Source organism: Comamonas avium, from assembly GCF_014836675.1.
In the GTDB taxonomy this organism is placed as follows: domain Bacteria; phylum Pseudomonadota; class Gammaproteobacteria; order Burkholderiales; family Burkholderiaceae_C; genus Comamonas; species Comamonas avium.
The window spans coordinates 57,072-79,055 of sequence record NZ_JACSQK010000002.1 but is presented as its reverse complement, the minus strand read 5'-3'; the positions used below and the strand labels follow the sequence as shown (position 1 = coordinate 79,055).

Here is a 21,984-nt window from a genome sequence, read left to right as displayed (position 1 = left end):
GAGGCAGGAACAGGCTCTTATGATGCCTGCATTGCGACCATGTTCCCCGCTTTACATGTTTTTGACATGGATTGCCTCGGCAGATCGCCCCACCCATTGACCGGCAGAGACCCTTTATGAGCGAGCAAAACCACCCCAACCACGGCCTGACCCACTTTGACGCCCATGGTCAGGCGCACATGGTGGATGTCGGCGGTAAAGCCCCAACGCACCGCGTTGCAGTGGCGGAAGGCCGCATTGTGATGAAGCCCGAAACACTGGCCATCATTCAAAGCGGCACTGCCAAGAAAGGTGATGTACTGGGCATTGCCCGCATCGCCGGCATCATGGCGGCCAAGCAAACCAGCAACCTGATTCCGCTGTGCCACCCCTTGGCACTGACCCGTGTGGCCGTCGATTTTGAGCTGTTGCCTGCAGAAAACGCGGTGCGCTGCGAAGCCACCGTTGAGCTGCATGGCAAAACCGGCGTAGAGATGGAGGCGCTGACTGCCGTACAAATCGCCTTGCTCACGGTGTATGACATGTGCAAGGCGGTAGACAAAGAGATGGTGATGCAGGGCGTGCGGGTGCTGGAAAAGCGGGGGGGCAAGTCGACGAACTAAGCGCAGAGGTACATGCTTATATATTTTCTTGCGATTATTTGTAATGTTTTTTGGTTTCGATATTTTTTGTGCGCATATTGCACTGAATTTAGGGGTGGGGTGTTACCGGAAAATCTATTTTTCCAATACTGAATGGATAAGATTCTTTCCACTCGCTCCACATGCTTTGCGCATACAAACAACCAGATGGCGAATGAATTTTGCAGATATTCATTAAAAATTCTTTGCTTTTCAGGGGATTCTCCTGAAATCCTGCTGCTAAAGCAGCATGCAGCAAAAGACGTAAAGTTCCATACCGCATAGCTGCCTGAAAGTACTCATTTGCCTCATCGGTATTGATATTTTCTTTCGGTCGTAAGTTTGTCTTTTTAGCAAGACTAAGAGCTTGGGTAAGAAGAATAACAGATGGTGAATCTGGAAGCTTGATTTGGCCTATATTTGCATACGAAAAACGTAGTCCCATCGTATATTCTTCTATTTTCTTGTATTCAAAAACAATGAAAATAATAAGGCAGCTTGAAATAAAAATAATTGGTTTAATAAAAATACTGGGAATTTTATTTCTCTCGTTTGTTGGTTCGTTGCTTGCCAAGCCGAAAAAAATCCCCGCTGGAATTAATAAGTGCATGTAAGAAAATGGATATTCAAGCAGGCAATGTATGGTGAATGCAAAAAATGCAAGAAAACCAAATGCTTGTGCGGGGGTTCTTGTTTTTTTGAAAATAATAAAATATTTGTGAGAAATCAAAATAAGAAGAATAATTCCTGCAGGCAATCCAAACCAGATAATAATATCTAATGCAATATTGTGCGTGTATTGATAAATACTTTCTTTAATTGCAAATTGAGTACCTTGCAGTTGTGCTTGGGCAGCTCCTTGCCAGCCCCAGCCAATCCATGGATGTACTGCGATTGCGTCAAGCATGGAGAGCCAGTGTTGCGTTCGATTGGTTTTTATACCGGTCTCTGAAACACTACGCTCAACTGCAGTGCCAAGCCATATGGAAATATCTGGGAGCAACAATGTAAATATAAAAATCATCCCAATTGCAATCACTGCCCAAATCGAAGAAATAGGCAGAATATTTCTTCGTCGAAAAAATATTATTAGAACGCTGCACCCTATGAACTGAATGAGTGCTGTACGGGACTGTGTAAGGGCGGCCCCGAAGCTCAACGCGGCAAGTAATAACAAGGTCGTTGCCACGGATATCTTTGCTTGTGCACGTATGGCCAAGGCAGCAATCATCCCCCAAACCATCAATGTACCAAGGTGGTTGGGCTGTCCAGTGTTGGCGAATGGGCGGCTGTTTGGTGGGATTTCTCGTAGATACATACGGTCGAAATCCAAGTTCAACCACTGTGCCAGTGCAATTCCCAATGAAACGAGTGCTGTAATCAAAAATATCGAAAATATTTTCTCGAAATAGTCTGGATTGTTCTGGCCAATAGTGATGGCTGCAAAAAAGCAAAAAAAGTAAAAAATTCCTAAAAAATAATCACCATAATATGCGTTGGGGCGTAATAATAAATTAAAAATCTGTATCGCTATAAAAAATAAAAATAAAAATATTACTCTTCTGTCAAGGCTGATATTTTTATATTTTATGGTTGCAATACTCATGAAGACGAGGCCTGTGACCGCCACAGTCTCCATCCAGAAGGAAATCCAAGGGCTGCTAATATTGGGAATTAGCCACGCCAGACTCAAAAGAAAAATTCCTAGCTGCTGCATTGCAATAAAAAAGCCGCATAAGCGGCTTTTAAATGAGAAATTAATTTATCGGCAGCTAGCAGGCAGATACTTAGCATCAATACCGTTTGTTGTGGGTGCTTGGCATTTCCAGCCACGAATTTGCATCAATTGGGCGCCAGTGAAGTTTTCTGCTTTCGCTGGGGTTGCGAACTCGGTATCTACATATGGAACCAATTCAAGATTTACGTTGGTAGTACCGAGTTGAGCGATGTTTCGGGCAGCTACTGTGATGACGCCATCTTCACTCGTAGTTAAGGATGCAACATATTGCGAGATTGCAGAAGTGCTTTCACCGCAGCCAAAGCCATTGTCCACAGGGGTTGAAGCCATGCCAGTTTGCGAGGCCTCTGTGACAGATGTGCGGCACGAGGATGCCGCCAAAATGAGTTCAGAAACCTTGGCTCGCGCGGTGTAGTCCTGATAAGCAGGCAGTGCCACAGCAGCCAAAATACCGATGATTGCCACCACAATCATCAATTCGATCAGGGTGAAACCCTTTTGCATCGTGCGCTTCATGAAAAAGCTCCTTGAAGTAGAAATAGAAAAATACAGTGTAGAGAGAGCAATCGGCGTGCCAGCCCTGTCCTACACGGGAAAGCGTGAAACTTTGCAAAATTTGCTTGCAAATAGGCGGGAAATGTCACGTTTCTAGGGGCGGTGCCTACTGTAAGTGACGTTTTTGTCAGATTGCAGGCATTGCAGCACACAGACTGCCTTGGTTTTAAGGCCAGCGCGGGCTGGCACAGGGGTGAAGCTTGTGGATACGCTGTGCCAGCCAAGAAAAAGCGCCCGAAGGCGCTGGTGCTGGCTGGTGCCTGTGCCTGTGCCTGTGCCGGCTCAGGCCAATGGTTTGACCTGGCGGGCTTGCATCCACTTGCCTACGGCGACCACCAAAACGGCACCCGCAGCAGCAGCTACGTAGTGCAGCCATGGGTGGGCCAGTGCGACCCCGTGCAGCAGGTTGTCGTTGACGATGGTTTCACCACCGACCCAGCCAATCAGGGCTGCACCCAGCGTGATGATGACGGGGAAGCGGTCCATCAGCTTGATCATCAGGGTAGAGCCAAAGATGACCAGAGGGATGGAGATGGCCAGGCCCATGATCAGCAGCACCATGTTGCCCTGGGCGGTAGCTGCAACGGCAATCACGTTGTCCAGACTCATCACCAGATCGGCGATCAAGATGGTACGAATGGCCGCAGCCATGGAGCCCTTGCCCTTGGCTTGGCCTTCTTCTTCCTCACCGCCAGTCAGCAGCTGGTAGCCGATCCACAGCAGCAGGCAGCCGCCGATGACTTGCAGGAACGAAAGCTCCAGCAGCTTGGCCGCAACCACCGTCAGCACGATGCGCAGAAAAACGGCAGCGCCAGAGCCAAACATGATGGCTTTCTTTTGCTGCTCCGGCGGCAGTGAACGGGCAGCAAGGGCGATGACGACAGCGTTGTCACCAGAAAGAATGATGTTGATCCAGACGATCTTCATCAGGCCGATCCAGAAATCGGCAGTGCTCAGAAATTCCATTTTTACTCCACTGTTATGAATTGAAAACGCCGTTCTGCAGATGCAGAGCGGCGTTTACTTTTTTTGGAGTCGGCAGTTTACGCCTGCGCTTGCCCAGTGGCGTGCGTAGTTTTGCGTAAATGGCTGGGTGCTCGCGGCATGTTCAGGCAAAAAGGCCGCCCCGACAGAAGTCGGCACGGCCTTTTTGGTCAGCAAGCTGCTGTGGCTTACTTCTTGAGCAGGCCTTGCAGCAGGCGGCCCATTTCGGAAGGATTGCGCGTGATGGTGAAACCACACTCTTCCATGATGGCCAGCTTGGCGTCAGCCGTGTCAGCACCGCCAGAGATCAGCGCGCCAGCGTGGCCCATGCGCTTGCCGGGAGGCGCTGTCACGCCAGCGATAAAGCCAACGATTGGCTTGGTCATATTGGCCTTGCACCACAGAGCGGCTTCGGCTTCGTCCGGGCCACCGATTTCACCAATCATGATGACGGCGTCGGTGTCTGGATCGTCATTGAAGGCGCGCATCACGTCGATGTGCTTCAGACCGTTGATGGGGTCACCACCAATACCGACAGCCGAGGACTGGCCAATGCCCAGTTCGGTCAGTTGAGCCACGGCTTCGTAAGTCAGCGTGCCGGAGCGCGAGACCACGCCGATACGGCCCTTCTTGTGGATGTGACCGGGCATGATGCCGATCTTGATTTCGTCAGGCGTAATCAGACCGGGGCAGTTAGGGCCCAGCAGCAGGGTTTCCTTGCCGCCTGCGGCGACCTTGGCGCGCATTTTGTTGCGCACTTCCAGCATGTCACGCACTGGGATGCCTTCGGTGATACAGATGGCCAGATCCAGGTCGGCTTCTACGGCTTCCCAGATGGCAGCTGCAGCGCCTGCTGGTGGCACATAGATCACGGAAACAGTGGCACCGGTTTCTTTGGCAGCGTCTTTGACGGAGCCGAAGATTGGGATGTCAAAAATGCGCTCGCCAGCCTTCTTGGGGTTCACACCCGCTACGAAGGCGTTCTTGCCGTTTGCGTACTCTTGGCACTTTTCGGTGTGGAACTGACCGGTCTTGCCGGTAATGCCCTGGGTGATGACTTTGGTGTCTTTGTTGATAAAGATCGACATGTTTTTATCTCCGAGGGCTTTTTACTTAACGGCAGCGACGATTTTTTCAGCCGCTTCGGCCATGGTGTCGGCAGCGATGATTGGCAGGCCGGATTCGGCCAGAATCTTCTTGCCCAGATCTTCGTTGGTGCCCTTCATGCGCACCACCAGTGGCACGGACAGGTTCACGGCCTTGCAAGCGGTAACCACGCCGTTGGCAATGGTGTCGCACTTCATGATGCCGCCGAAGATGTTGACCATGATGCCGGTGACCTTGGGGTTCTTGAGCATGATCTTGAAGGCTTCAGTAACCTTCTCAGCGGTTGCACCGCCGCCCACGTCCAAGAAGTTGGCAGGCTCGCCGCCGTACAGCTTGATGGTGTCCATGGTGGCCATGGCCAGACCTGCGCCATTGACCAGACAGCCGATGTTGCCGTCCAGCGAGATGTAGGCCAGATCGAACTTGGAGGCTTCCACTTCGGCTGCGTCTTCTTCGTCCAGATCGCGGTAAGCCACGATTTCTGGGTGACGGAACAGCGCGTTGGGGTCAAAGTTGAACTTGGCGTCCAGCGCCATCAGGTTGCCCTTGGAGTCGCAGTTCAGCGGGTTGATTTCCACCAGCGATGCGTCGGTGTCCATGTAGCACTTGTAGATCTTGGCGAAGATGTCTACGGCCTGGTCAATCGATGCGCCTGTCAGGCCGATGGCAGCAGCCACCTTCTTGCTCTGCTCAACGGTGATGCCAGCGATAGGATCGATCATCTCGGTGATGATCTTCTCGGGTGTGGAGTGAGCCACTTCCTCGATGTCCATACCGCCTTCGCTGGAAGCGATCAGCGCAACTTTTTGTGTGGCACGGTCAGTGACCAGCGACACATACAGTTCGTTCTTGATGTCGGCGCCGTCTTCAATGTACAGGCGACGCACTTGCTGGCCTTCGGGGCCAGTTTGGTGCGTGATCAGCTGCATGCCGAGAATTTGCTCGGCCAGGGTTTTCACATCCTCGATGGACTTGGCCACCTTCACGCCGCCGCCTTTGCCGCGGCCGCCAGCATGGATCTGCGCCTTCACCACCCAAACTGGGCCGCCAAGCTTTTGTGCTGCCTCTACAGCTTCTTGGACGGTGAATGCCGGAATGCCACGGGGTACTGGCACACCGAATTGGCGCAAGATTTCCTTGCCTTGGTATTCATGAATCTTCATGAGTCTTGTCTCTCTGAAACGGAGGGGAAAATGCCCGTTTTCCTGCTGCCTAAACATGCGGAGCCGGGCTCGTATGACATGGCAATCAAAGAATGTACCATGGTGCACTGCAACCAAAAAGTGCCATGTCAAGTGGGTTCTACGTATGTCAATACGTAGTGAAGTGCGCAAAGCCGCGTCAAATCTGTGTTTGCGCGGCCTAGCAAAAACCCTAGTGGCTCTATGGGCGGCGTGCGGGGGTGTCCTGTCGAGGGACAATCCGCGTTTTTGTTGAGATGGTGCCGCAGTGTGTGGCACAGATGCGCCAAAGAGCGCGGGAGCGTTGAGATGTCCAAAGTCTTTATTGATGGCGAAGCCGGCACCACGGGTCTGCAGATTCGTGACCGCTTGCAGGGGATGGCTGGCGTGGAGCTGGTCAGCATTGCGCCTGAGCTGCGCAAAGACCCTGCTGCCAAGCGTGCGCTGATCGCGGGCGTGGATCTGGTGATTCTGTGCCTGCACGACGATGCTGCGCGCGAGACCACGGCCATGGTGGATGCGATCACCGCAGAGACGGGCCGCGTCATCAAGATCATTGACGCATCGACCGCGCACCGCGTGGCCCCTGGCTGGGTGTATGGCTTTCCAGAGCTGTGCACGGGCCAGCTGGCTGCGGTCAAGGCCGCAACCCGCGTTTCCAACCCCGGCTGCTATGCCACGGGTGCCATTGCGCTGCTGCGCCCGCTGGTGGATGCGGGCCTGATTCCTGCCGACTATCCGGTGGCCCTGCCATCTGTGTCTGGCTACTCTGGCGGTGGCCGCCCCATGATGGAGGCGTACGAAGCCGGCACTGCAGCGCCGTATGAGGCTTATGCGTTGGGTTTAAGCCACAAACACATTCCAGAAATCTTGCACTACACCGGCATGACGCGCCGCCCGGTGTTCATTCCTGCGGTGGGTAACTTTGCCCAGGGCATGCTGGTGCAGTTGCCCCTGCATCTGGACTTGCTGCCAGGTGCGCCCAAGGCGGCTGACTTGCACGATGCGCTGGCCAGCCACTACGGCCAAACGAATACGCCAGCCCAGTGGGTCAAAGTGTTGCCTCCGACGCAGGACAACAAGCTGGCTGCTGACACGCTGACCAACACCAACCAGCTGGAGCTGCGCGTGTTTGCCAACGAGCAATACCGCCAGGCCGTGCTGATTGCGCGTCTGGACAATCTGGGTAAGGGCGCCAGCGGTGCTGCGGTGCAAAATCTGCAGCTGATGCTGGGCCTTTAAGCGCCGCGCTGTCAGCGCTCACAACAAAGAAGCGGTCTGGTGCCGCTTTTTTTACGCAGAGCGACCGTATTTTTTATTCATAGCGCACTACGCGCGTATTCATTGGTTTTTAGATCGATATGTATCTGAAACCATTGAACTGCAAGCGTTAACAGCTACTTTTTATGATGCATGCTTGATGTCTGACTTAACAGCCAAGGCTGCCCAGGTGCGCCGTGCCACCTTGATTGGCCTGATTGCCGTGGTGTGCTGGAGCTGCACGGTTGGCCTGATGCGTTCTGTGGCCGAAGCGCTGGGTGCCCTGGGCGGTGCGGCCGTGCTTTACAGCGTGAGTGCAGGCTTTGTCCTGATGGTCAAAGGCCTGCCATCGCGCACGCAGCTGCGCGGGGTCTCACGGGTGTATCTGCTCGCTTGCGGGCTGCTGTTTGCGTTCTACGAAATCTGCCTGTCTTTGGCAATCGGGCTGGCCCATGACCGCCCGCAATCGCTGGAGCTGGGCATGATCAATTACCTCTGGCCAAGCCTGACCATTGTGCTGGCCGTGGTGTGCCGCCAGCAGCGTGCCCGCTGGTGGCTGTGGCCCGGGGCGGCCCTGTGCCTGTGGGGTCTGGTCATGGTGATGGGTGAGGGCGCACAAGCCAGTGCGGCGCCTTGGTGGCGCAATTTGGGCACGCACATGGCGGCCAATCCGCTGGCCTATGCACTGGCTTTTGGTGCAGCACTGATGTGGCCTGCGTACTCTGTGCTGGCGCGCATGTTTGGCGGGGGCTTTAATGGGGTGGGCCTGTTCCTGATCCTCACCGCAGCATTGCTGTGGCTGCAGTGGCTGGCAGTCGATGCACCGCCCATGCAATGGAGCTGGAGCGTGGTGGCACAGGTGCTTGCCGTGGGCGGGGCGACGGCACTGGGCTATAGCTGCTGGGAGCATGGCATTCAGCGCGGCAATCTGGCGGTGATGGCAGCTGGCTCTTATTTCACCCCTGTACTGTCGGCACTGTGGGCCAGTGTGTGGCTGTCGGTGCAGCCGGGTCTGCCGTTCTGGCAAGGCGTGGTGCTCATTACCGGTGGCTCGCTGGTGTGCTGGTGGGCGACGCGGCACTAGAGCGGCCTTTACCTTTTGTGAGTGTGGCAACTGCTGCCTTCGTGCGGTTGCTAGGCAGGGGCCGTTGCCGGCGCCTGCTGCACTCGCTTAATCCTCGTCCGGGGCCTGTCCGCGCAGTACTTTGTTGACCACATCGCCGCCAAAGCCCCGGCTGGCCAGAAAGCGCATCTGCTTCATGCGTTCTTGTGGTGTGGTGGCGGGTTCGCCAAATTTGCGCAGCCAGACATCCCAGGCGCGTGCGTGCTCGGTGTCTTTGAGCTGCTCGGCGGCGGCGCGCACTGTGTCGTCATCCAGCCCTTTGCTGCGCAGCTCGTGCAGCACGCGGGAGGCTCCCAGCTTGCCGCTGCGCCGGTACAGCACCGATTGCGCCACACGCTCGGGGTTGATGAAGTTCTTGGCCTCCAGCGCATCCAGCACGGCAGCCAGGTCTTCGCCTTCTTCTACGTAAGGGGCCAGCTTGCGCTCCAGCTCCAGGCGCGAGTGCTCACGCTGTGAAAGGTATTTGAGCGCGCGGCCGGTCAGAGATATTTTGTGGAAACCCATAACATCCAAAAAAATGGCTGCCAGCGCTTGAACAGTCAGCGCTGGCAGCCTTTTTCACGCTAAAAAATGATTAGGCAATCACACCGTCTTCGTCGGCAACCAGCTTGTCGGCTTTTTTGCCTTTGGCGGGTTTGGTGGCTGCTGCATCTGCGCCGGGCACGGCCACCAGGCTGATGCCCAGGCTTTCGCGCACCTTGTTTTCAATCTCGATGGCCAGCGCGGGGTTCTCTTTGAGGAACTCACGGGCGTTGTCGCGGCCCTGGCCGATTTTTTCGCCGTTGTAGGCATACCAGGCGCCGGATTTTTCAATCAGCTTGGCTTCAACACCCATGTCCAGCACTTCGCCTTCGCGGCTGATGCCTTCGCCAAACATGATGTCAAATTCCGCCGTCTTGAAGGGGGGCGACACCTTGTTCTTGACGACCTTGACCTTGGTTTCGTTGCCAATGGCGTTGTCGCCCTTCTTGATGGTGCCGGTGCGGCGAATGTCCAGACGCACCGAGGCGTAGAACTTCAGCGCATTGCCGCCGGTGGTGGTTTCTGGCGAGCCGAACATCACGCCAATCTTCATGCGGATCTGGTTGATGAAGATGACGGTGCAATTGGTCTTCTTGATCGTGGCCGTCAGCTTGCGCAGGGCCTGGCTCATCAAGCGCGCCTGCAGGCCGGGCAGCGAGTCACCCATGTCGCCTTCAATTTCGGCCTTGGGCACCAGTGCGGCCACCGAGTCGATGACGATCAGATCCACCGCGCCAGAGCGCACCAGGCTGTCGCAAATTTCCAGCGCTTGCTCGCCGGTGTCAGGCTGGCTGATCAGCAGCTCGTTCAGGTTCACGCCCAGCTTTTGGGCATAGGCGGTGTCCAGTGCGTGCTCGGCATCGATAAAGGCGCAGGTGCCAGCCAGCTTTTGCATCTCAGCAATCACCTGCAGCGTGAGCGTGGTCTTGCCCGACGATTCCGGGCCGTAGATTTCAATCACGCGGCCACGTGGCAGGCCACCAACGCCCAGCGCAATGTCCAGGCCCAGCGAGCCGGTAGACACCACCTGAATGTCTTCAATCGCTTCGCCTTCGCCCAGCTTCATGATGGTGCCTTTGCCAAACTGTTTTTCAATCTGGGCCAGGGCTGCAGCCAGTGCCTTGGACTTTTCGCTGTTGGCATCGGGGGTGTTGCGGGTGATGGCGTTCATGGCTTTTCCTTGAAAAAAAGAGGGTGGACTTGGTAAGTGCACCCCCTGTGGTTGTTCACAGGCTGGATGCTTGAACAGTAGTGTATGGGCTTTGCAAAAAATATATAGTCAAGTTGTATGACTATTCGTAAAACTGACTATGCCAATGAAAACATTGCCCGTGCATGTCGATGAAGCGTGGCGGCAGACCCACCTGGGGCGGTTGCTGGGCCATGCCATGCGCAAGTTTGATGAGCGGGTGCGCAGTCTGATGGCGCAGGACGATGAAACACCGCTGGCGCTGTCGAACCTGGCGGCGCGCAACAAGGTGGGGGCGGCGCACATTCACATCACGCGCCATCTTTCGCTGCAGGGAGACCGCATCACCGATCTGGCCGAGAGGGCCAGCATGAGCAAGCAGGCCATGATGGATCTGGTGGATCAGTGCGAGGCCTGGGGGCTGGTCACGCGCGTGGCTGATGTGCATGACCGGCGCGCCAAGCGCGTGCAATACACCGAGGCCGGCTGTGAATGGCACTGGGCTTTTCAGCGTGCCGTACAGCAGGCGCAGGCAGAATTTGTGGAGGCCGTGGGCGAAGAGGTTGCCACCGTGGTGCGTCTGGGGCTGGAGGCCTACGGCAGCGATGCAGGCGATGTGGCCTGACTGGTTGCTTGTCCGCCACATGCGTGCTGCAGCGCAGCACCCGCGTAAACACCTGTAGGGCGCGCAGGGGGGGACTTCTAGAATGGTCAGATGAACGGTGCCGCCCATGGTGCCGTGCGTGAAGTGACAACACACGCTGCAGCCTGCGGCACGAGATCGCGGCGCGGCAAGGAGACAGACCCATGCGCATCCTCATTGCAGAAGACGATCAAGTGCTGGCAGATGGCCTATTGCGCAGCCTGCGCAGTGCGGGGGCGGTGGTCGATCATGTGGCCAGTGGCATTGAGGCCGATACCGCCTTGGTCACCAACAACCAGTTTGACTTGCTGATTCTGGATCTGGGCCTGCCCCGCATGCATGGGCTGGAAGTGCTCAAGCGCATGCGTGGCCGTGGTGACGGTCTGCCAGTGCTGATTTTGACGGCCGCTGACAGTGTGGACGAGCGCGTGCAGGGGCTGGATTTTGGTGCTGACGACTACATGGCCAAGCCCTTCAGTCTGCAAGAGCTGGAGGCTCGCGTGCGCGCCCTGACGCGCCGGGGCATGGGAGGCACCAGCAACTCCATCAAGCACGGCCCCTTGGTGTACGACCAGGCCGGGCGTGTGGCAACGATTGACGGCAAGATGGTGGAGCTGTCTGCGCGTGAGCTGGGCTTGCTGGAGGTGCTGCTGCAGCGTGCGGGCCGTCTGGTCAGCAAGGACCAGTTGGTCGAGCGCCTGTGTGAGTGGGGTGAAGAGGTGAGCAACAATGCCATTGAGGTCTACATCCACCGCCTGCGCAAAAAAATTGAGCGCGGCCCCATCCGCATTGCCACGGTGCGTGGTCTTGGGTATTGCCTTGAAAAAATCCAAGGCTAAATAAAGCATCGCTGGCAGCGCTTGCTGCACAGGCGTTAGCGGCCAAAAATATACCAATGACAGGCCAGCCCCGTGAAGATATTCCAGCGTGAGCAGCGATCCTTGTTCGGAGAAATTCTGGACTGGATGCTCACGCCCTTGCTGCTGCTGTGGCCCGTGAGCCTGGCGCTGACGTGGCTGGTGGCGCAATCGCTGGCCAACAAGCCTTTTGACCGTGCGCTGGAGTACAACGTGCACGCGCTGGCGCAGCTGATCATGGTGGAGCCCGATGGCCGCGCTCAGTTCAACCTGCCCTTGCCCGCCACCGAAATCTTGCGCGCCGATGAGTCCGACATGGTGTTCTATCAGGTGCTGGACAACAAGGGCGAGCATCTGTCCGGGGACCGCGATTTTCCTTCCGCCCACTCGCGTTACGACGTTCCCCCCGGTGAGGTGGTGCTGCGTGACGATGAGCTGCGTGGCGTGGACATCCGTGTGGCGGCCATGTGGGTGCGGTTGCCGCTGGTGGGCAACGACGAGCTGGCACTGGTGCAAGTGGCCGAAACGCGTGAAAAGCGCAGCGTGCTGGCAGCAGAAATCATCAAAGGCGTGATGCTGCCGCAGTTCGTCATCTTGCCGCTGGCGGTGCTGCTGGTGTGGCTGGCGCTGGCGCGTGGCATCAAGCCGCTGCACCGGCTGGAAGAGCGCATTCGCGCCCGCAAGCCCGAAGATTTGTCACCACTGAACCACCGCGCTGTGCCCATGGAGGTGGCCCCGCTGGTGGATGCGGTGAACGATTTGCTGCGCCGCCTCAATGAATCGCTGGCCACGCAAAAGCGCTTTCTGGCCGATGCGGCGCACCAGCTCAAGACACCGCTGGCAGGCCTGCGCATGCAGGCCGATCTGGCGCAGCGCGAGGGCATGAGCACGCAGGAGCTCAAACGCTCGCTGGAGCAAATTGCGCGCTCCAGCGTACGGGCCACGCACACGGTCAATCAACTGTTGTCGCTGGCCCGTGCCGAAGGCGGTGGTACGGGCCTGCAGCGTGCACCGTGTGACCTGGTGTCGCTGGTGATTGAGGTGATGCAGGACTTGCTGCCCCAGGCCATGGAACGCCATGTGGACATGGGTTACGAGGGGGCCGAGCCGGGTGACCCGGGAGTGTGGCTGCAAGGCAATGCCACCTTGCTCAAAGAGCTGGTGCGCAACCTGCTGAGCAATGCGATCAACTACAGCCCATCCAGCGCTGAACACCCGGCGGTAGTTACGGCGCGCGTGTTGCCGGATGTGCTGGCGCGTGTGGTTTTGCTGCAGGTGGAAGACACCGGTCCAGGCGTGCCGCAGGAAGAGAGGGATCTGGTGTTTCAGCCGTTTTACCGGGCGCTGGGTTCAGAGGCTGACGGCTCGGGTCTGGGCCTGCCCATCGTGCAGGAGATTGCACGCCAGCATGGTGCCGAGGTGGTGCTGAGCGACGCCCAGCCGCAGCGCAAACCGCCGGGTGCCTTGTTTTCAGTGCGCTTTAACGCCATCCGATCCGCTGCATCTATAGAAGCCACTGACGTCGATTAAGTCAGCGATCCAGCATGTTTATGCTTGAGAAGCGTTGCTGGATGAGCGGTGCTTGCTGCGAATTTTGTGCTGCGCCGCCAGGCTGCTGGCGGTTGGCTCTTTGGGAGGCTGTGCATGCTGCAGCAACCAATTGCGAAAAGCCACCAGCGGTGCAATGTTGGCGCGTGACTCGGGGTAGCACAGCCAGTAGCCCAGGTTGCTGACCAGCCCGTGCTGGGGCAGTGGCTCGCTCACCATGCCGCTGGCAATTTTGTCCTGCACCAGACAGCGCGGCACCAGAGCTACGCCCATGCCGGCCATGACGGCCTGAATGATGGTCTGAAACTGGTCAAACTGCAGGCCTGCCAGCGGGTCCATATTGCCCACATCCCAGGCTTGTGCCCAGGTCATCCACGCATGCGGAATGGTCAGGTGGCGCAGGCGCGTATAGCGCGCCACATCGTGCGGGGTTTGAATGGGGGGGCCACCAAAGCTGGCAGGGGGTGCAATCAAGGCTACGTCCTGGCCGTCCAGATAGTGCGCCCGGGCGCCGGGCCAGTGGCCGTCCCCAAACAGGATGGAGCAGTCCAGGTTCGGGCTTTCAAAGTCATAGCTTTGCACGTAAGGCACAAAGTGCAGCGTCACTTGCGGGTGCTGCTGCTGAAACTGGGGGAGCAGCGGAATGAGCCAGCAGGCGCCAAACGTGGGCAGGCTGGACAGGTGCAGCGCCCCGCCACCATCGGTGCTGGTGATCAATTCCAGCGTGGCTGATTCCAGTTGCGACAGCAAGGCGCGCACGGCTTTCTCGTAGCGTTCTCCTGCGGGCGTCAGGGTCAGCCGTTTGCGGCTGCGCTCAAACAAATCCACGCCCACCCACTTTTCCAGCTCCTGAATCTGCTTGCTCACCGCGCTTTGGGTGAGGTGCAGCGCCTCAGCCGCACGCGAAACCCCACCAAAGCGTGCGACGGTGGAAAAAGCGCGCAGCAGGTGCACGGGAGGCGTCAGACGACGCAGGGGAAGTAGGCTGGTTGACACGGTTTTATTCCTCTTGGGAATAATAACAATAGGACTATTTGTTTGGTTGTAAGCAGGATTTACCCTAACCTCATGCACTGGTCTTATAGATAACCCGCTTTTTCGTCATGGAGCCCGCACGATGCAACGCCGCCACTTTCTCTCCACTGTAGCCGCAGCTGCTGCAGTGTCTGTTTCCGGAATGGCCATGGCCCAAGATACGCGCCCCTTGCGCGTCATCGTGCCCTTCCCTGCAGGCGGCTCCACCGACATGGTGCCCCGCAATTTGCAGGATGTACTGGGCAAGCTGCTGGGCCAGCCTGTGATCATTGAAAACAAGGCCGGTGCGGGTGGCTCCATCGGCATGGCTGAAGTGGCTCGCTCCACCGACGGCCTGACTTTTGGCATTGCCACACTGTCCACCCACGGTGTAAACCCGGCGGTCTACGCCAAGCTGCCTTACAACGCGATTGAAGATTTTGTGGGCGTCACAGAAATCGTGAAGGCGCCTGGCGTCATCGTGATCAACCCCAAACTGATTCCTGCCAAGAATTTTGCAGAACTGGTGGCCTACCTGAAGGCCAACCCCGGCAAGGTCAGCTACGCCACGCCCGGCAACGGCACCATTGGTCACATGTGGGGCGCTCAGTTCATCAAGGCCACTGGCGTAGACATGCTGCACATTCCTTACCGTGGCGCAGGCCCTGCCATCAATGACGTGATGGGTGGCCAGGTGCCGGTGTACTTTGACCAGGTGGCATCTTCGCTGCCGCACATTCAGGGCGGCAAGCTGCGCGCCATTGCGGTGTCTTGGCACGAGCGTCTGGCGGTGCTGCCTGATGTGCCCACCTACAAGGAAGCGGGCCACCCTGAGTTGAACGATCCTTCGTGGTTTGGTCTGGTTGCGCCCAAGAGCACGCCTGCAGAACAAGTGGCGCGTGTGCAAAAAGCGGTGGCCGATGCACTGAAAGACCCCGCCGTGAAAAAGCGCATGGATGCCCAGGGCATGTACATCTCTGGCACAAGCAGCGCAGATTTCACCAAGCAGATCGCCAGCGAAGTGGCCAAGATGAAGAGCGTGGCATCCTCTGCCAATATCAGCGTGAATTAATTCACCGCTGTCCCGACAGCCAGAACCCGCAGCGCCCATGGCCTGCGGGTTTTTTGTTGCCCAGCGTGTCTGCGTGGCTTGGCATGTTGCTTGCATGCAAGTAGCACCAATAGCGCATGTGCGCTGGTTTCATTGCTTGAAAGGTGGGTTTTATGCAGCGTCGCTTCTTCTTGGCCTCAATGTCCGCAGTCGCTCTGGCGGCCAGTTTTCCGGTGCAGGCCGCCACGCAAGACATGGCGCCACTGCGCATCGTCGTGCCATTCCCTCCTGGGGGGGCCACCGATATGGTGCCGCGCAATATGCAAGACGCGCTGAGCAAGCTGCTGGGCCAGCCTGTGATCATTGAAAACAAGGCCGGTGCGGGTGGCTCCATTGGCATGGCCGAAGTGGCGCGCGCCGTGGATGGCAATACCTTTGGTGTTGCCACACTGTCTACCCATGGCGTCAACCCTGCGGTCTACAAAAAACTGCCGTATGACGCTGTCAAAGACTTTGTGGGTGTGAGCGAGGTGGTGAAGGCGCCGGGTGTCATCGTGATCAACCCCAGCGTGATTCCTGCCAAGAATTTTGCGGAGCTGGTGGCCTATCTGAAGGCCAACCCCGGCAAGGTCAGCTACGCCACGCCGGGCAACGGCACCATTGGCCATATGTGGGGGGCACAGTTCATCAAGTCCACGGGTGTCCAGATGGTGCACATTCCCTATCGTGGTGCAGGCCCGGCAGTCAACGATGTACTGGGCGGGCAAGTGCCGGTGTACTTTGACCAGGTAGCCTCTTCGCTGCCCCATGTGCAGTCGGGCAAGCTGCGCGCCATTGCGGTGTCTTGGGGTGAGCGTCTGGCCGTGCTGCCTGAAGTGCCCACCTACAAGGAGGTTGGGCACCCCGAGTTGAACGATCCTTCGTGGTTCGGTCTGGTGGCCCCAAGGAGTACCTCGCCTGAACAAATTGCACGCGTTCAGAAAGCGGTGGCTCAGGTGCTGCAGGACCCCGCGGTTAAAAAGCGCATGGATGCGCAGGGCCTGTATGTCTCGGGTACATCCAGCGCAGAGTTCACCCAGCAAATAATCAGCGAAGTGGGCAAGATGAAAACGGTGGCTGCAGCCGCCCATATCAGCATCGAGTAAGCACTTGGTGCTTTAAAAAAAGGCCTGCCGCATCGAATGCCGCAGGCCTTTTTCAATGTTCAGCTGCTTCCTGTGGGCCTGTGGCTTGACGGGTGCACCGCCACTGCCAGCACCACCACCAGTTTGCAGCGGCTGGCTGGCGTGGGCTGTGCCTAGCTGGCGCAGGCTCGCAATGCTTTGCCACCCATTGAGGGCTGCAGGCGTTGCAAGATGGAGCGCTGTGCAGCGGTGGCATGGCTCAAGCGCAGCGCATACAGGGTTTGGGGTGCGCGCTCTTGCACAACGCGAGCTCCACGCACGCCCTGGTTGAGCATCTGGCCCAGTTCGCGGGTGGCGGCATCTTCCGAAGAGAAGCGGCCAAGGGACAAGCCGGGCTCCAGACTGCCGCCTGCACGGTCGTAGCCAATCTTGCGCGTACGCAATTCAGCGCGGCGTTTTTCAAGGGCTGTTTCGTTGGGGAATTTGCCCAGGTACACCATCCAGCGCCCGGCAATGGCCGAGCTTTGCATCTCCCAGCTGGTGGAAGGCAAGTCACTTTGCTGCAAAATTTGCTGCAGTTTTTTGGACTGTGCCTCATCCATGTTCTCGGACTGCAGGCAGACCGTGGTTTCAGGCAGTATCTCTTCGACAGGTTCGGTGGCGCTGACGGATGAGGATGTGGGTGCTGGCGGAGCGGTGGCTGCTGGCGGTGTGGGGACCACGCTCAGGACATCAGGGCGCACCTGCTGCTTGAGCCGGTAGGGCTCGGTCTGGGCTTCAGGCATCCAGCCCAGTGTGGCCATCCAGCCCTGAGACCACGCCAGATAGCCCGCATTCGCCACCAACAAAACCAGCAATGCAAAACGCAGCATGAAAACAGTTCCTGTGGATCAAAGGGGCGCAGCCGGCAAGGCCATGTGTATGGGGCGCACGCTGACGTCGCCGCTCAGTACGCTGCGCACACCGGCTTGTGTGCGCAGTTGCAGCGTGCCATCGGGCAAGACGCCAAGGGCTTCACCGCTGCTGCCGTCGCTTAAATGCACACGCTGGCCGCGCAAGACATCGTGCGCGGCAAAGCGTGCCTGAAAAGGTGCAAAACCGTGGTCGGCAAACTGCATCACGTCATCTACCAGACGCGGCAGCAGATGCTGTAAAGCCCGTGGCGCTGACCATTGGGCATCGATATCCTGCAAACACGCGGTGGGGGTGGACAGCGCATCGGTCGCGCCTTGGGGTGGTCGCACATTGATGCCCGTGCCAATGATGACAAAGCGTGCCATGCCCTGGCCAGCTCCTATACCTGCAGCATGGGTGCTGGCGGGTAAGTTGGCCGTTTCAATCAAGGTGCCGCCCAGTTTGCGGCCATCGTGCAGCCACAAATCGTTGGGCCACTTCACACCAATCCGAGCCTGACTGGTGGGCGCACCCGCTTGCAGTGACTCGGCAATGCTCAAGCCCACCACCAAGGACAGCCCTGACCAGTCGACAGGGTTGAGCACCAGACCCAGCGAATACATCAGGCAGTCACCGGGCTGGTTCAGCCAGGCACGACCTTGGCGACCACGGCCCGCTGTTTGCGACTCGGCCACCAGCACAATCGGCTCGGTCTGGCCGGCACGAGCGCGGCGCATGAGTTCGGTGTTGGTCGAATCAATCTCGGGCAGCACTTCCACGGTAAACCCCGGCAGTCTGGGGGCGATTTCCAGCCAGAGGTCTTCGGCAGGCCAGCGGGTAGGTGCCAGATTCACAGCGCAACTCCGTCTTCGGAAAAGTCTTCTGGCATGGGGGGGCGCCAGCCACGCTTGGGTGCCAGCATGGTGCCGCGACAAGAGGCGGCGCCGCAGTAGCAGGCGTACTCCGCCTTGAGCGCCTTGGTGTAGCGCTCTTGCACCATCAAGCCGTAGTCGTAGTTCAGCTCTGAGCCCGCCTTGATGTTGCGCAGCGCCACGATGTAGATGCGCCCGGAGCGCTCATCCGTATAGCAGTTGGGCGCGCAGCTGTGGTTGATCCAGCGGGCGGAGTTGCCCTTGTGGTTGGCATCAATCACCACATCGTTGTCCACGTGGAAGTAAAAAGTGTGGTTGGGCTGACTGGGGTCATGCGGGTGGCGCGCTTGCGCTTCTTCCCAGTTGATGACTTCGCCGGTGTACTCGATGATGGTCTCGCCTGCGGCGATGTCCTGCACGGCAAATACGCCTTTTCCATGTACACCGGAGCGGCGCGTTTGAATGCGTTTAGCTGTGGGAGAAGGACGTAATGTGCTGGGCATTGAAATCTCTGATAACTTAAATATGCACACATGCACGTGCGCGCACATGCGTACATGTACATGTGCGTACGCACGCGTGCGTGAAGACGAATTGTAGAAGCGGTGGCTATTGCATAGAAAGCGACCGCTGCAAAAGACGAGAACACTCAATGACAAAGACCTTGGTGATAGCGGAAAAACCGTCGGTGGCACAGGACATCGTGCGGGCACTCACGCCCGTCCACGGCAAATTTGAAAAGCACGAAGACCACTTTGAGAACGAACAGTTCGTGGTCACCAGTGCAGTGGGTCACCTGGTTGAAATCCAGGCACCCGAAGAGTTTGATGTCAAACGTGGCAAATGGAGCTTCGCCAACCTGCCGGTGATTCCACCCCGTTTTGATCTCAAACCTGTAGACAAGACCAAGAGCCGGCTGAATGCGGTGGTCAAGCAGGCCAAACGCAAAGATGTGACGCAACTGATCAACGCCTGTGACGCGGGCCGCGAAGGGGAGCTGATCTTTCGTTTGATTGAGCAGTACGCCGGTGGTGCCAAGGGTGGCCTGGGCAAACCTATTCAGCGCCTGTGGCTGCAGTCCATGACGCCGCAGGCGATTCGCGATGGCTTTGCCAAGCTGCGCAGCGAAGCGCAGATGCAGGGTCTGGCTGATGCTGCACGCAGCCGCTCCGAGGCCGACTGGCTGGTGGGTATCAACGGCACACGCGCCATGACGGCCTTTAACTCGCGCGACGGTGGCTTCTTTCTGACCACCGTAGGACGTGTGCAAACGCCCACCCTGTCGCTGGTGGTGGACCGCGAAGAAAAGATCCGCAAGTTCGTCAGCCGCGATTACTGGGAAGTGCACGGCACGTTCGATGCGCAGGCCGGTCAGTACCTGGGCAAGTGGTTCAATCCGCAGTGGAAGAAGAGCGAAGACCCCGAGGCCAAGGCCGACCGTGTGTGGAGCGCCGCCGAAGCGCAGGCGATTGCCGCAGCTGCCAAAGGCAAACCTGCCAAGGTCACTGAAGAAAGCAAGCCCACAACACAGGCTTCACCGCTGCTGTTTGATCTGACCAGCCTGCAGCGCGAAGCCAACGGCAAGTTTGGCTTCTCGGCCAAAACCACGCTGGCGCTGGCGCAGAGCCTGTACGAGCGCCACAAGGCGCTGACTTACCCACGTACCGACTCGCGCGCGTTGCCCGAAGACTATGTGGCGGTGGCAGGCCAGACCTTTGAGATGCTGGCCAACAGCGGCATGCGCCATCTGGGGCCGTTTGCCAAGCAAGCGCTCAGTGGCGGCTACGTACGCCCCACCAAGCGCATTTTTGACAACAGCAAGGTATCGGATCACTTTGCCATCATCCCCACGCTGCAAGCCCCATCAGGCCTGTCGGAAGCCGAACAAAAGCTGTACGACCTGGTGGTGCGCCGCTTTATGGCGGTGTTCTTTCCCAGCGCTGAGTACCAGGTCACCACACGCATCTCGCAGGTCGAGCAGCACGCCTTCAAGACCGAGGGCAAGGTGCTGGTCAAACCCGGCTGGCTGGCCATTTACGGCAAGGAAGCGGCCATCGAAGTGGAAGACGCCAAGGAAGGTGACAAGGGCCAGCCGCTGGTGGCCGTGCAAGCCGGTGAGCAGCCTCGGACCAGCGATGCACAGGCCAAGGGTCTGAAGACCAAGCCCCCGGCACGCTACTCGGAAGCGACCTTGCTGGGTGCCATGGAAAGCGCAGGCAAGCAGATCGACGACGAAGAACTGCGCAGCGCCATGCAGGAAAAGGGTCTGGGCACACCTGCCACGCGCGCTGCCATCATTGAAGGCCTGTTGACTGAAAAGTACATGCTGCGCGAAGGGCGTGAGCTGATTCCAACGGCCAAGGCCTTCCAGCTGATGACGCTGCTGCGGGGTCTGCAAGTGGAAGAGCTGTGCCGCGCAGACTTGACCGGCGAGTGGGAATACAAGCTTTCGCAAATGGAAAAAGGTGCACTGTCGCGTGCGGCCTTCATGCAAGAAATTGCCTCCATGACCGAGCGCATGGTGAAAAAGGCCAAGGAATACGACCGCGACACTATTCCGGGTGACTACGCCACCTTGGAAACTCCGTGCCCCAATTGCCAGGGCATCGTCAAAGAAAACTACCGCCGCTACGCCTGTACGGGCGCAGACGGTCACAGCGACGGTTGTGGCTTCTCGTTCACCAAGTCACCTGCGGGGCGCACCTTTGAAACTGCCGAAGCCGAAGCCCTGCTGCGCGAGCGCCGCATTGGCCCGCTGGAAGGTTTCCGCTCGAAGGCAGGCTGGCCGTTCACGGCGGAAGTGGCCATCGTGCATGACGAAGAAGCCAAGAACTACAAGCTTGAATTTGACTTTGGCGATGACAAGGAAGAAGAGTCCGGCGAGATTGTGGATTTCAGCGCACAGCAAAGTCTGGGCAACTGCCCCAAGTGCGGCGCGCCCGTGTTCGAGCATGGCGCCAACTATGTGTGCTCCAAGGCCGTGCCTACACAGCAGCAGCCAGCGCCCAGCTGCGATTTCAAGAGCGGTCAGATCATCTTGCAGCAGCCGATTGAGCGCGAGCAAATGAGCAAGCTGCTGGCCACAGGCAAGACCGATTTGCTGGAGAAATTTGTCTCCAACCGCACGCGCCGCAACTTCAAGGCCTTCTTGGCGTGGGATGCGGCTGCGGGCAAGGTGAATTTTGAGTTTGAACCCAGCAAGTACCCGGCACGCAAGACTGCAGCCCCTGCAAAAACTGCAGCCGCGGGCGCCGCAAAAACGGGCACTGCTGCCAAAAAGACGGCTGCAGCCAAAAAAGCCCCTGCAGCCAAGAAAACGGCCGCACGCAAGCCTGCTGCGGCCAACTACCGTCCTGATGCCGCCCTGGCAGCCGTGATCGGCGATGGCGCGGTGGCACGCACTGAGGTGGTCAAGAAGGTGTGGGATTACGTCAAGGCCCACAACCTGCAAGACCCTAAAGACAAACGCGTCATCGTGGCGGACGCCAAGTTGCTGCCAGTATTTGGCAAAGACCGCGTGGGCATGTTTGAAATCACCGGTCTGGTCGGCAAGCATTTGGTGACCAACGACTGAGCACGCACACCTGCGTGACTGACAGCCACGCCGCAGGGCGCTCCAATGGTGGAGCCCTGCGGCGTTTTTCATGGACATGTCATGGGTCAGGCCCATGCTGTGCGATCGATCTTTTGGAGGAAAGCCAG

Annotated in this window: 20 protein-coding genes; 9 read left to right on the top strand and 11 right to left on the bottom strand. The window is 57.9% G+C overall.

Annotated features, from left to right (window positions below):
• Nucleotides 1–116: 116 nt before the first annotated feature.
• Nucleotides 117–602 carry a cyclic pyranopterin monophosphate synthase MoaC gene (gene moaC / locus H9646_RS03010; RefSeq protein ID WP_191721864.1) on the top strand — a complete coding sequence of 162 codons (486 nt, stop codon included), beginning with the start codon at nt 117–119 and terminating at the stop codon, nt 600–602.
• A gap of 88 nt (nt 603–690) precedes the next feature.
• On the opposite strand, the gene H9646_RS03005 is transcribed toward moaC, so the two are convergent.
• The 5 genes from H9646_RS03005 to sucC form a co-directional block, all read right to left on the bottom strand.
• On the bottom strand, nt 691–2,226 hold the full coding sequence (locus H9646_RS03005; RefSeq protein ID WP_191721863.1) for an O-antigen ligase family protein: 1,536 nt from the start codon (nt 2,224–2,226) through the stop codon (nt 691–693).
• 156 nt (nt 2,227–2,382) lie between these two features.
• Nucleotides 2,383–2,874 (bottom strand): pilin, encoded by a 492-nt coding sequence (locus H9646_RS03000; RefSeq protein ID WP_191721862.1) that lies wholly within the window; start codon nt 2,872–2,874, stop codon nt 2,383–2,385.
• A gap of 321 nt (nt 2,875–3,195) precedes the next feature.
• On the bottom strand, nt 3,196–3,879 hold the full coding sequence (locus H9646_RS02995) for a TerC family protein (protein ID WP_191721861.1): 684 nt from the start codon (nt 3,877–3,879) through the stop codon (nt 3,196–3,198).
• Between the two features lie 206 nt (nt 3,880–4,085).
• Entirely contained in the window at nt 4,086–4,985 is a 900-nt protein-coding gene (gene sucD, locus H9646_RS02990; RefSeq protein ID WP_191721860.1) for a succinate--CoA ligase subunit alpha, read from the bottom strand.
• Nucleotides 4,986–5,006: 21 nt separating this feature from the next.
• Entirely contained in the window at nt 5,007–6,167 is a 1,161-nt protein-coding gene (sucC, locus tag H9646_RS02985; protein ID WP_191721859.1) for an ADP-forming succinate--CoA ligase subunit beta, read from the bottom strand.
• Nucleotides 6,168–6,494: 327 nt separating this feature from the next.
• On the opposite strand from sucC, the gene argC reads away from it, so the two are divergent.
• Complete coding sequence (argC, locus tag H9646_RS02980) at nt 6,495–7,427, top strand: N-acetyl-gamma-glutamyl-phosphate reductase (RefSeq protein ID WP_191721858.1); 933 nt, start codon at nt 6,495–6,497, stop codon at nt 7,425–7,427.
• Nucleotides 7,428–7,605: 178 nt separating this feature from the next.
• Complete coding sequence (gene yddG / locus H9646_RS02975) at nt 7,606–8,529, top strand: aromatic amino acid DMT transporter YddG (RefSeq protein ID WP_191721857.1); 924 nt, start codon at nt 7,606–7,608, stop codon at nt 8,527–8,529.
• Nucleotides 8,530–8,616: 87 nt separating this feature from the next.
• Here yddG and recX read toward each other — a convergent pair whose 3' ends face one another.
• On the bottom strand, nt 8,617–9,072 hold the full coding sequence (gene recX / locus H9646_RS02970) for a recombination regulator RecX (protein ID WP_191721856.1): 456 nt from the start codon (nt 9,070–9,072) through the stop codon (nt 8,617–8,619).
• A gap of 70 nt (nt 9,073–9,142) precedes the next feature.
• Complete coding sequence (gene recA / locus H9646_RS02965) at nt 9,143–10,261, bottom strand: recombinase RecA (RefSeq protein WP_191721855.1); 1,119 nt, start codon at nt 10,259–10,261, stop codon at nt 9,143–9,145.
• A gap of 139 nt (nt 10,262–10,400) precedes the next feature.
• Here recA and H9646_RS02960 point away from each other — a divergent pair, with 139 nt between their 5' ends.
• The 3 genes from H9646_RS02960 (at nt 10,401) to H9646_RS02950 (ending at nt 13,309) form a co-directional block, all read left to right on the top strand.
• Nucleotides 10,401–10,904 carry a MarR family winged helix-turn-helix transcriptional regulator gene (locus H9646_RS02960; RefSeq protein WP_225213964.1) on the top strand — a complete coding sequence of 168 codons (504 nt, stop codon included), beginning with the start codon at nt 10,401–10,403 and terminating at the stop codon, nt 10,902–10,904.
• 182 nt (nt 10,905–11,086) lie between these two features.
• Nucleotides 11,087–11,761 (top strand): response regulator, encoded by a 675-nt coding sequence (locus H9646_RS02955; RefSeq protein WP_191721854.1) that lies wholly within the window; start codon nt 11,087–11,089, stop codon nt 11,759–11,761.
• 72 nt (nt 11,762–11,833) lie between these two features.
• On the top strand, nt 11,834–13,309 hold the full coding sequence (locus H9646_RS02950; protein ID WP_191721853.1) for a sensor histidine kinase: 1,476 nt from the start codon (nt 11,834–11,836) through the stop codon (nt 13,307–13,309).
• An 18-nt stretch (nt 13,310–13,327) separates the two neighbouring features.
• On the opposite strand, the gene H9646_RS02945 is transcribed toward H9646_RS02950, so the two are convergent.
• Nucleotides 13,328–14,323, bottom strand: coding sequence for a LysR substrate-binding domain-containing protein (locus tag H9646_RS02945; RefSeq protein ID WP_287914408.1), 996 nt, complete (start codon nt 14,321–14,323; stop codon nt 13,328–13,330).
• 121 nt (nt 14,324–14,444) lie between these two features.
• Between H9646_RS02945 and H9646_RS02940 the strand changes: the two genes are divergently transcribed.
• Together H9646_RS02940 and H9646_RS02935 are read left to right on the top strand one after the other, a co-directional pair.
• A complete protein-coding gene (locus H9646_RS02940) occupies nt 14,445–15,413 on the top strand; it encodes a tripartite tricarboxylate transporter substrate binding protein BugE (protein ID WP_191721852.1) in 969 nt (322 codons plus the stop codon).
• 152 nt (nt 15,414–15,565) lie between these two features.
• Entirely contained in the window at nt 15,566–16,537 is a 972-nt protein-coding gene (locus H9646_RS02935) for a Bug family tripartite tricarboxylate transporter substrate binding protein (protein WP_191721851.1), read from the top strand.
• 152 nt (nt 16,538–16,689) lie between these two features.
• On the opposite strand, the gene H9646_RS02930 is transcribed toward H9646_RS02935, so the two are convergent.
• The 3 genes from H9646_RS02930 to H9646_RS02920 are packed head-to-tail and all read right to left on the bottom strand — an operon-like array spanning nt 16,690 to nt 18,785.
• Entirely contained in the window at nt 16,690–17,388 is a 699-nt protein-coding gene (locus H9646_RS02930; protein ID WP_191721850.1) for an SPOR domain-containing protein, read from the bottom strand.
• Nucleotides 17,389–17,406: 18 nt separating this feature from the next.
• The gene (locus H9646_RS02925) at nt 17,407–18,264 is read right to left on the bottom strand and encodes a biotin--[acetyl-CoA-carboxylase] ligase (protein ID WP_191721849.1); all 858 of its coding nucleotides are present in this window, start codon (nt 18,262–18,264) and stop codon (nt 17,407–17,409) included.
• The gene (locus H9646_RS02920) at nt 18,261–18,785 is read right to left on the bottom strand and encodes an SET domain-containing protein (protein WP_191721848.1); all 525 of its coding nucleotides are present in this window, start codon (nt 18,783–18,785) and stop codon (nt 18,261–18,263) included. The genes H9646_RS02925 and H9646_RS02920 overlap by 4 nt, the downstream gene beginning before the upstream one ends.
• A 149-nt stretch (nt 18,786–18,934) precedes the next feature.
• Here H9646_RS02920 and H9646_RS02915 point away from each other — a divergent pair, with 149 nt between their 5' ends.
• Nucleotides 18,935–21,856: a DNA topoisomerase III gene (locus H9646_RS02915; protein WP_191721847.1), complete on the top strand. Its 2,922-nt coding sequence runs from the start codon at nt 18,935–18,937 to the stop codon at nt 21,854–21,856.
• Nucleotides 21,857–21,984: the final 128 nt, after the last annotated feature.

Excerpts from the sequence above, each read along its gene's own strand:
- moaC (WP_191721864.1), top strand. The coding sequence starts at position 117 with ATGAGCGAGCAAAACCACCCCAACCACGGCCTGACCCACTTTGACGCC.
- H9646_RS03005 (WP_191721863.1), bottom strand. The coding sequence starts at position 2,226 with ATGAGTATTGCAACCATAAAATATAAAAATATCAGCCTTGACAGAAGA.
- H9646_RS03000 (WP_191721862.1), bottom strand. The coding sequence starts at position 2,874 with ATGAAGCGCACGATGCAAAAGGGTTTCACCCTGATCGAATTGATGATT.
- H9646_RS02995 (WP_191721861.1), bottom strand. The coding sequence starts at position 3,879 with ATGGAATTTCTGAGCACTGCCGATTTCTGGATCGGCCTGATGAAGATC.
- sucD (WP_191721860.1), bottom strand. The coding sequence starts at position 4,985 with ATGTCGATCTTTATCAACAAAGACACCAAAGTCATCACCCAGGGCATT.
- sucC (WP_191721859.1), bottom strand. The coding sequence starts at position 6,167 with ATGAAGATTCATGAATACCAAGGCAAGGAAATCTTGCGCCAATTCGGT.
- argC (WP_191721858.1), top strand. The coding sequence starts at position 6,495 with ATGTCCAAAGTCTTTATTGATGGCGAAGCCGGCACCACGGGTCTGCAG.
- yddG (WP_191721857.1), top strand. The coding sequence starts at position 7,606 with ATGTCTGACTTAACAGCCAAGGCTGCCCAGGTGCGCCGTGCCACCTTG.
- recX (WP_191721856.1), bottom strand. The coding sequence starts at position 9,072 with ATGGGTTTCCACAAAATATCTCTGACCGGCCGCGCGCTCAAATACCTT.
- recA (WP_191721855.1), bottom strand. The coding sequence starts at position 10,261 with ATGAACGCCATCACCCGCAACACCCCCGATGCCAACAGCGAAAAGTCC.
- H9646_RS02960 (WP_225213964.1), top strand. The coding sequence starts at position 10,401 with ATGCCAATGAAAACATTGCCCGTGCATGTCGATGAAGCGTGGCGGCAG.
- H9646_RS02955 (WP_191721854.1), top strand. The coding sequence starts at position 11,087 with ATGCGCATCCTCATTGCAGAAGACGATCAAGTGCTGGCAGATGGCCTA.
- H9646_RS02940 (WP_191721852.1), top strand. The coding sequence starts at position 14,445 with ATGCAACGCCGCCACTTTCTCTCCACTGTAGCCGCAGCTGCTGCAGTG.
- H9646_RS02935 (WP_191721851.1), top strand. The coding sequence starts at position 15,566 with ATGCAGCGTCGCTTCTTCTTGGCCTCAATGTCCGCAGTCGCTCTGGCG.
- H9646_RS02930 (WP_191721850.1), bottom strand. The coding sequence starts at position 17,388 with ATGCTGCGTTTTGCATTGCTGGTTTTGTTGGTGGCGAATGCGGGCTAT.
- H9646_RS02920 (WP_191721848.1), bottom strand. The coding sequence starts at position 18,785 with ATGCCCAGCACATTACGTCCTTCTCCCACAGCTAAACGCATTCAAACG.
- H9646_RS02915 (WP_191721847.1), top strand. The coding sequence starts at position 18,935 with ATGACAAAGACCTTGGTGATAGCGGAAAAACCGTCGGTGGCACAGGAC.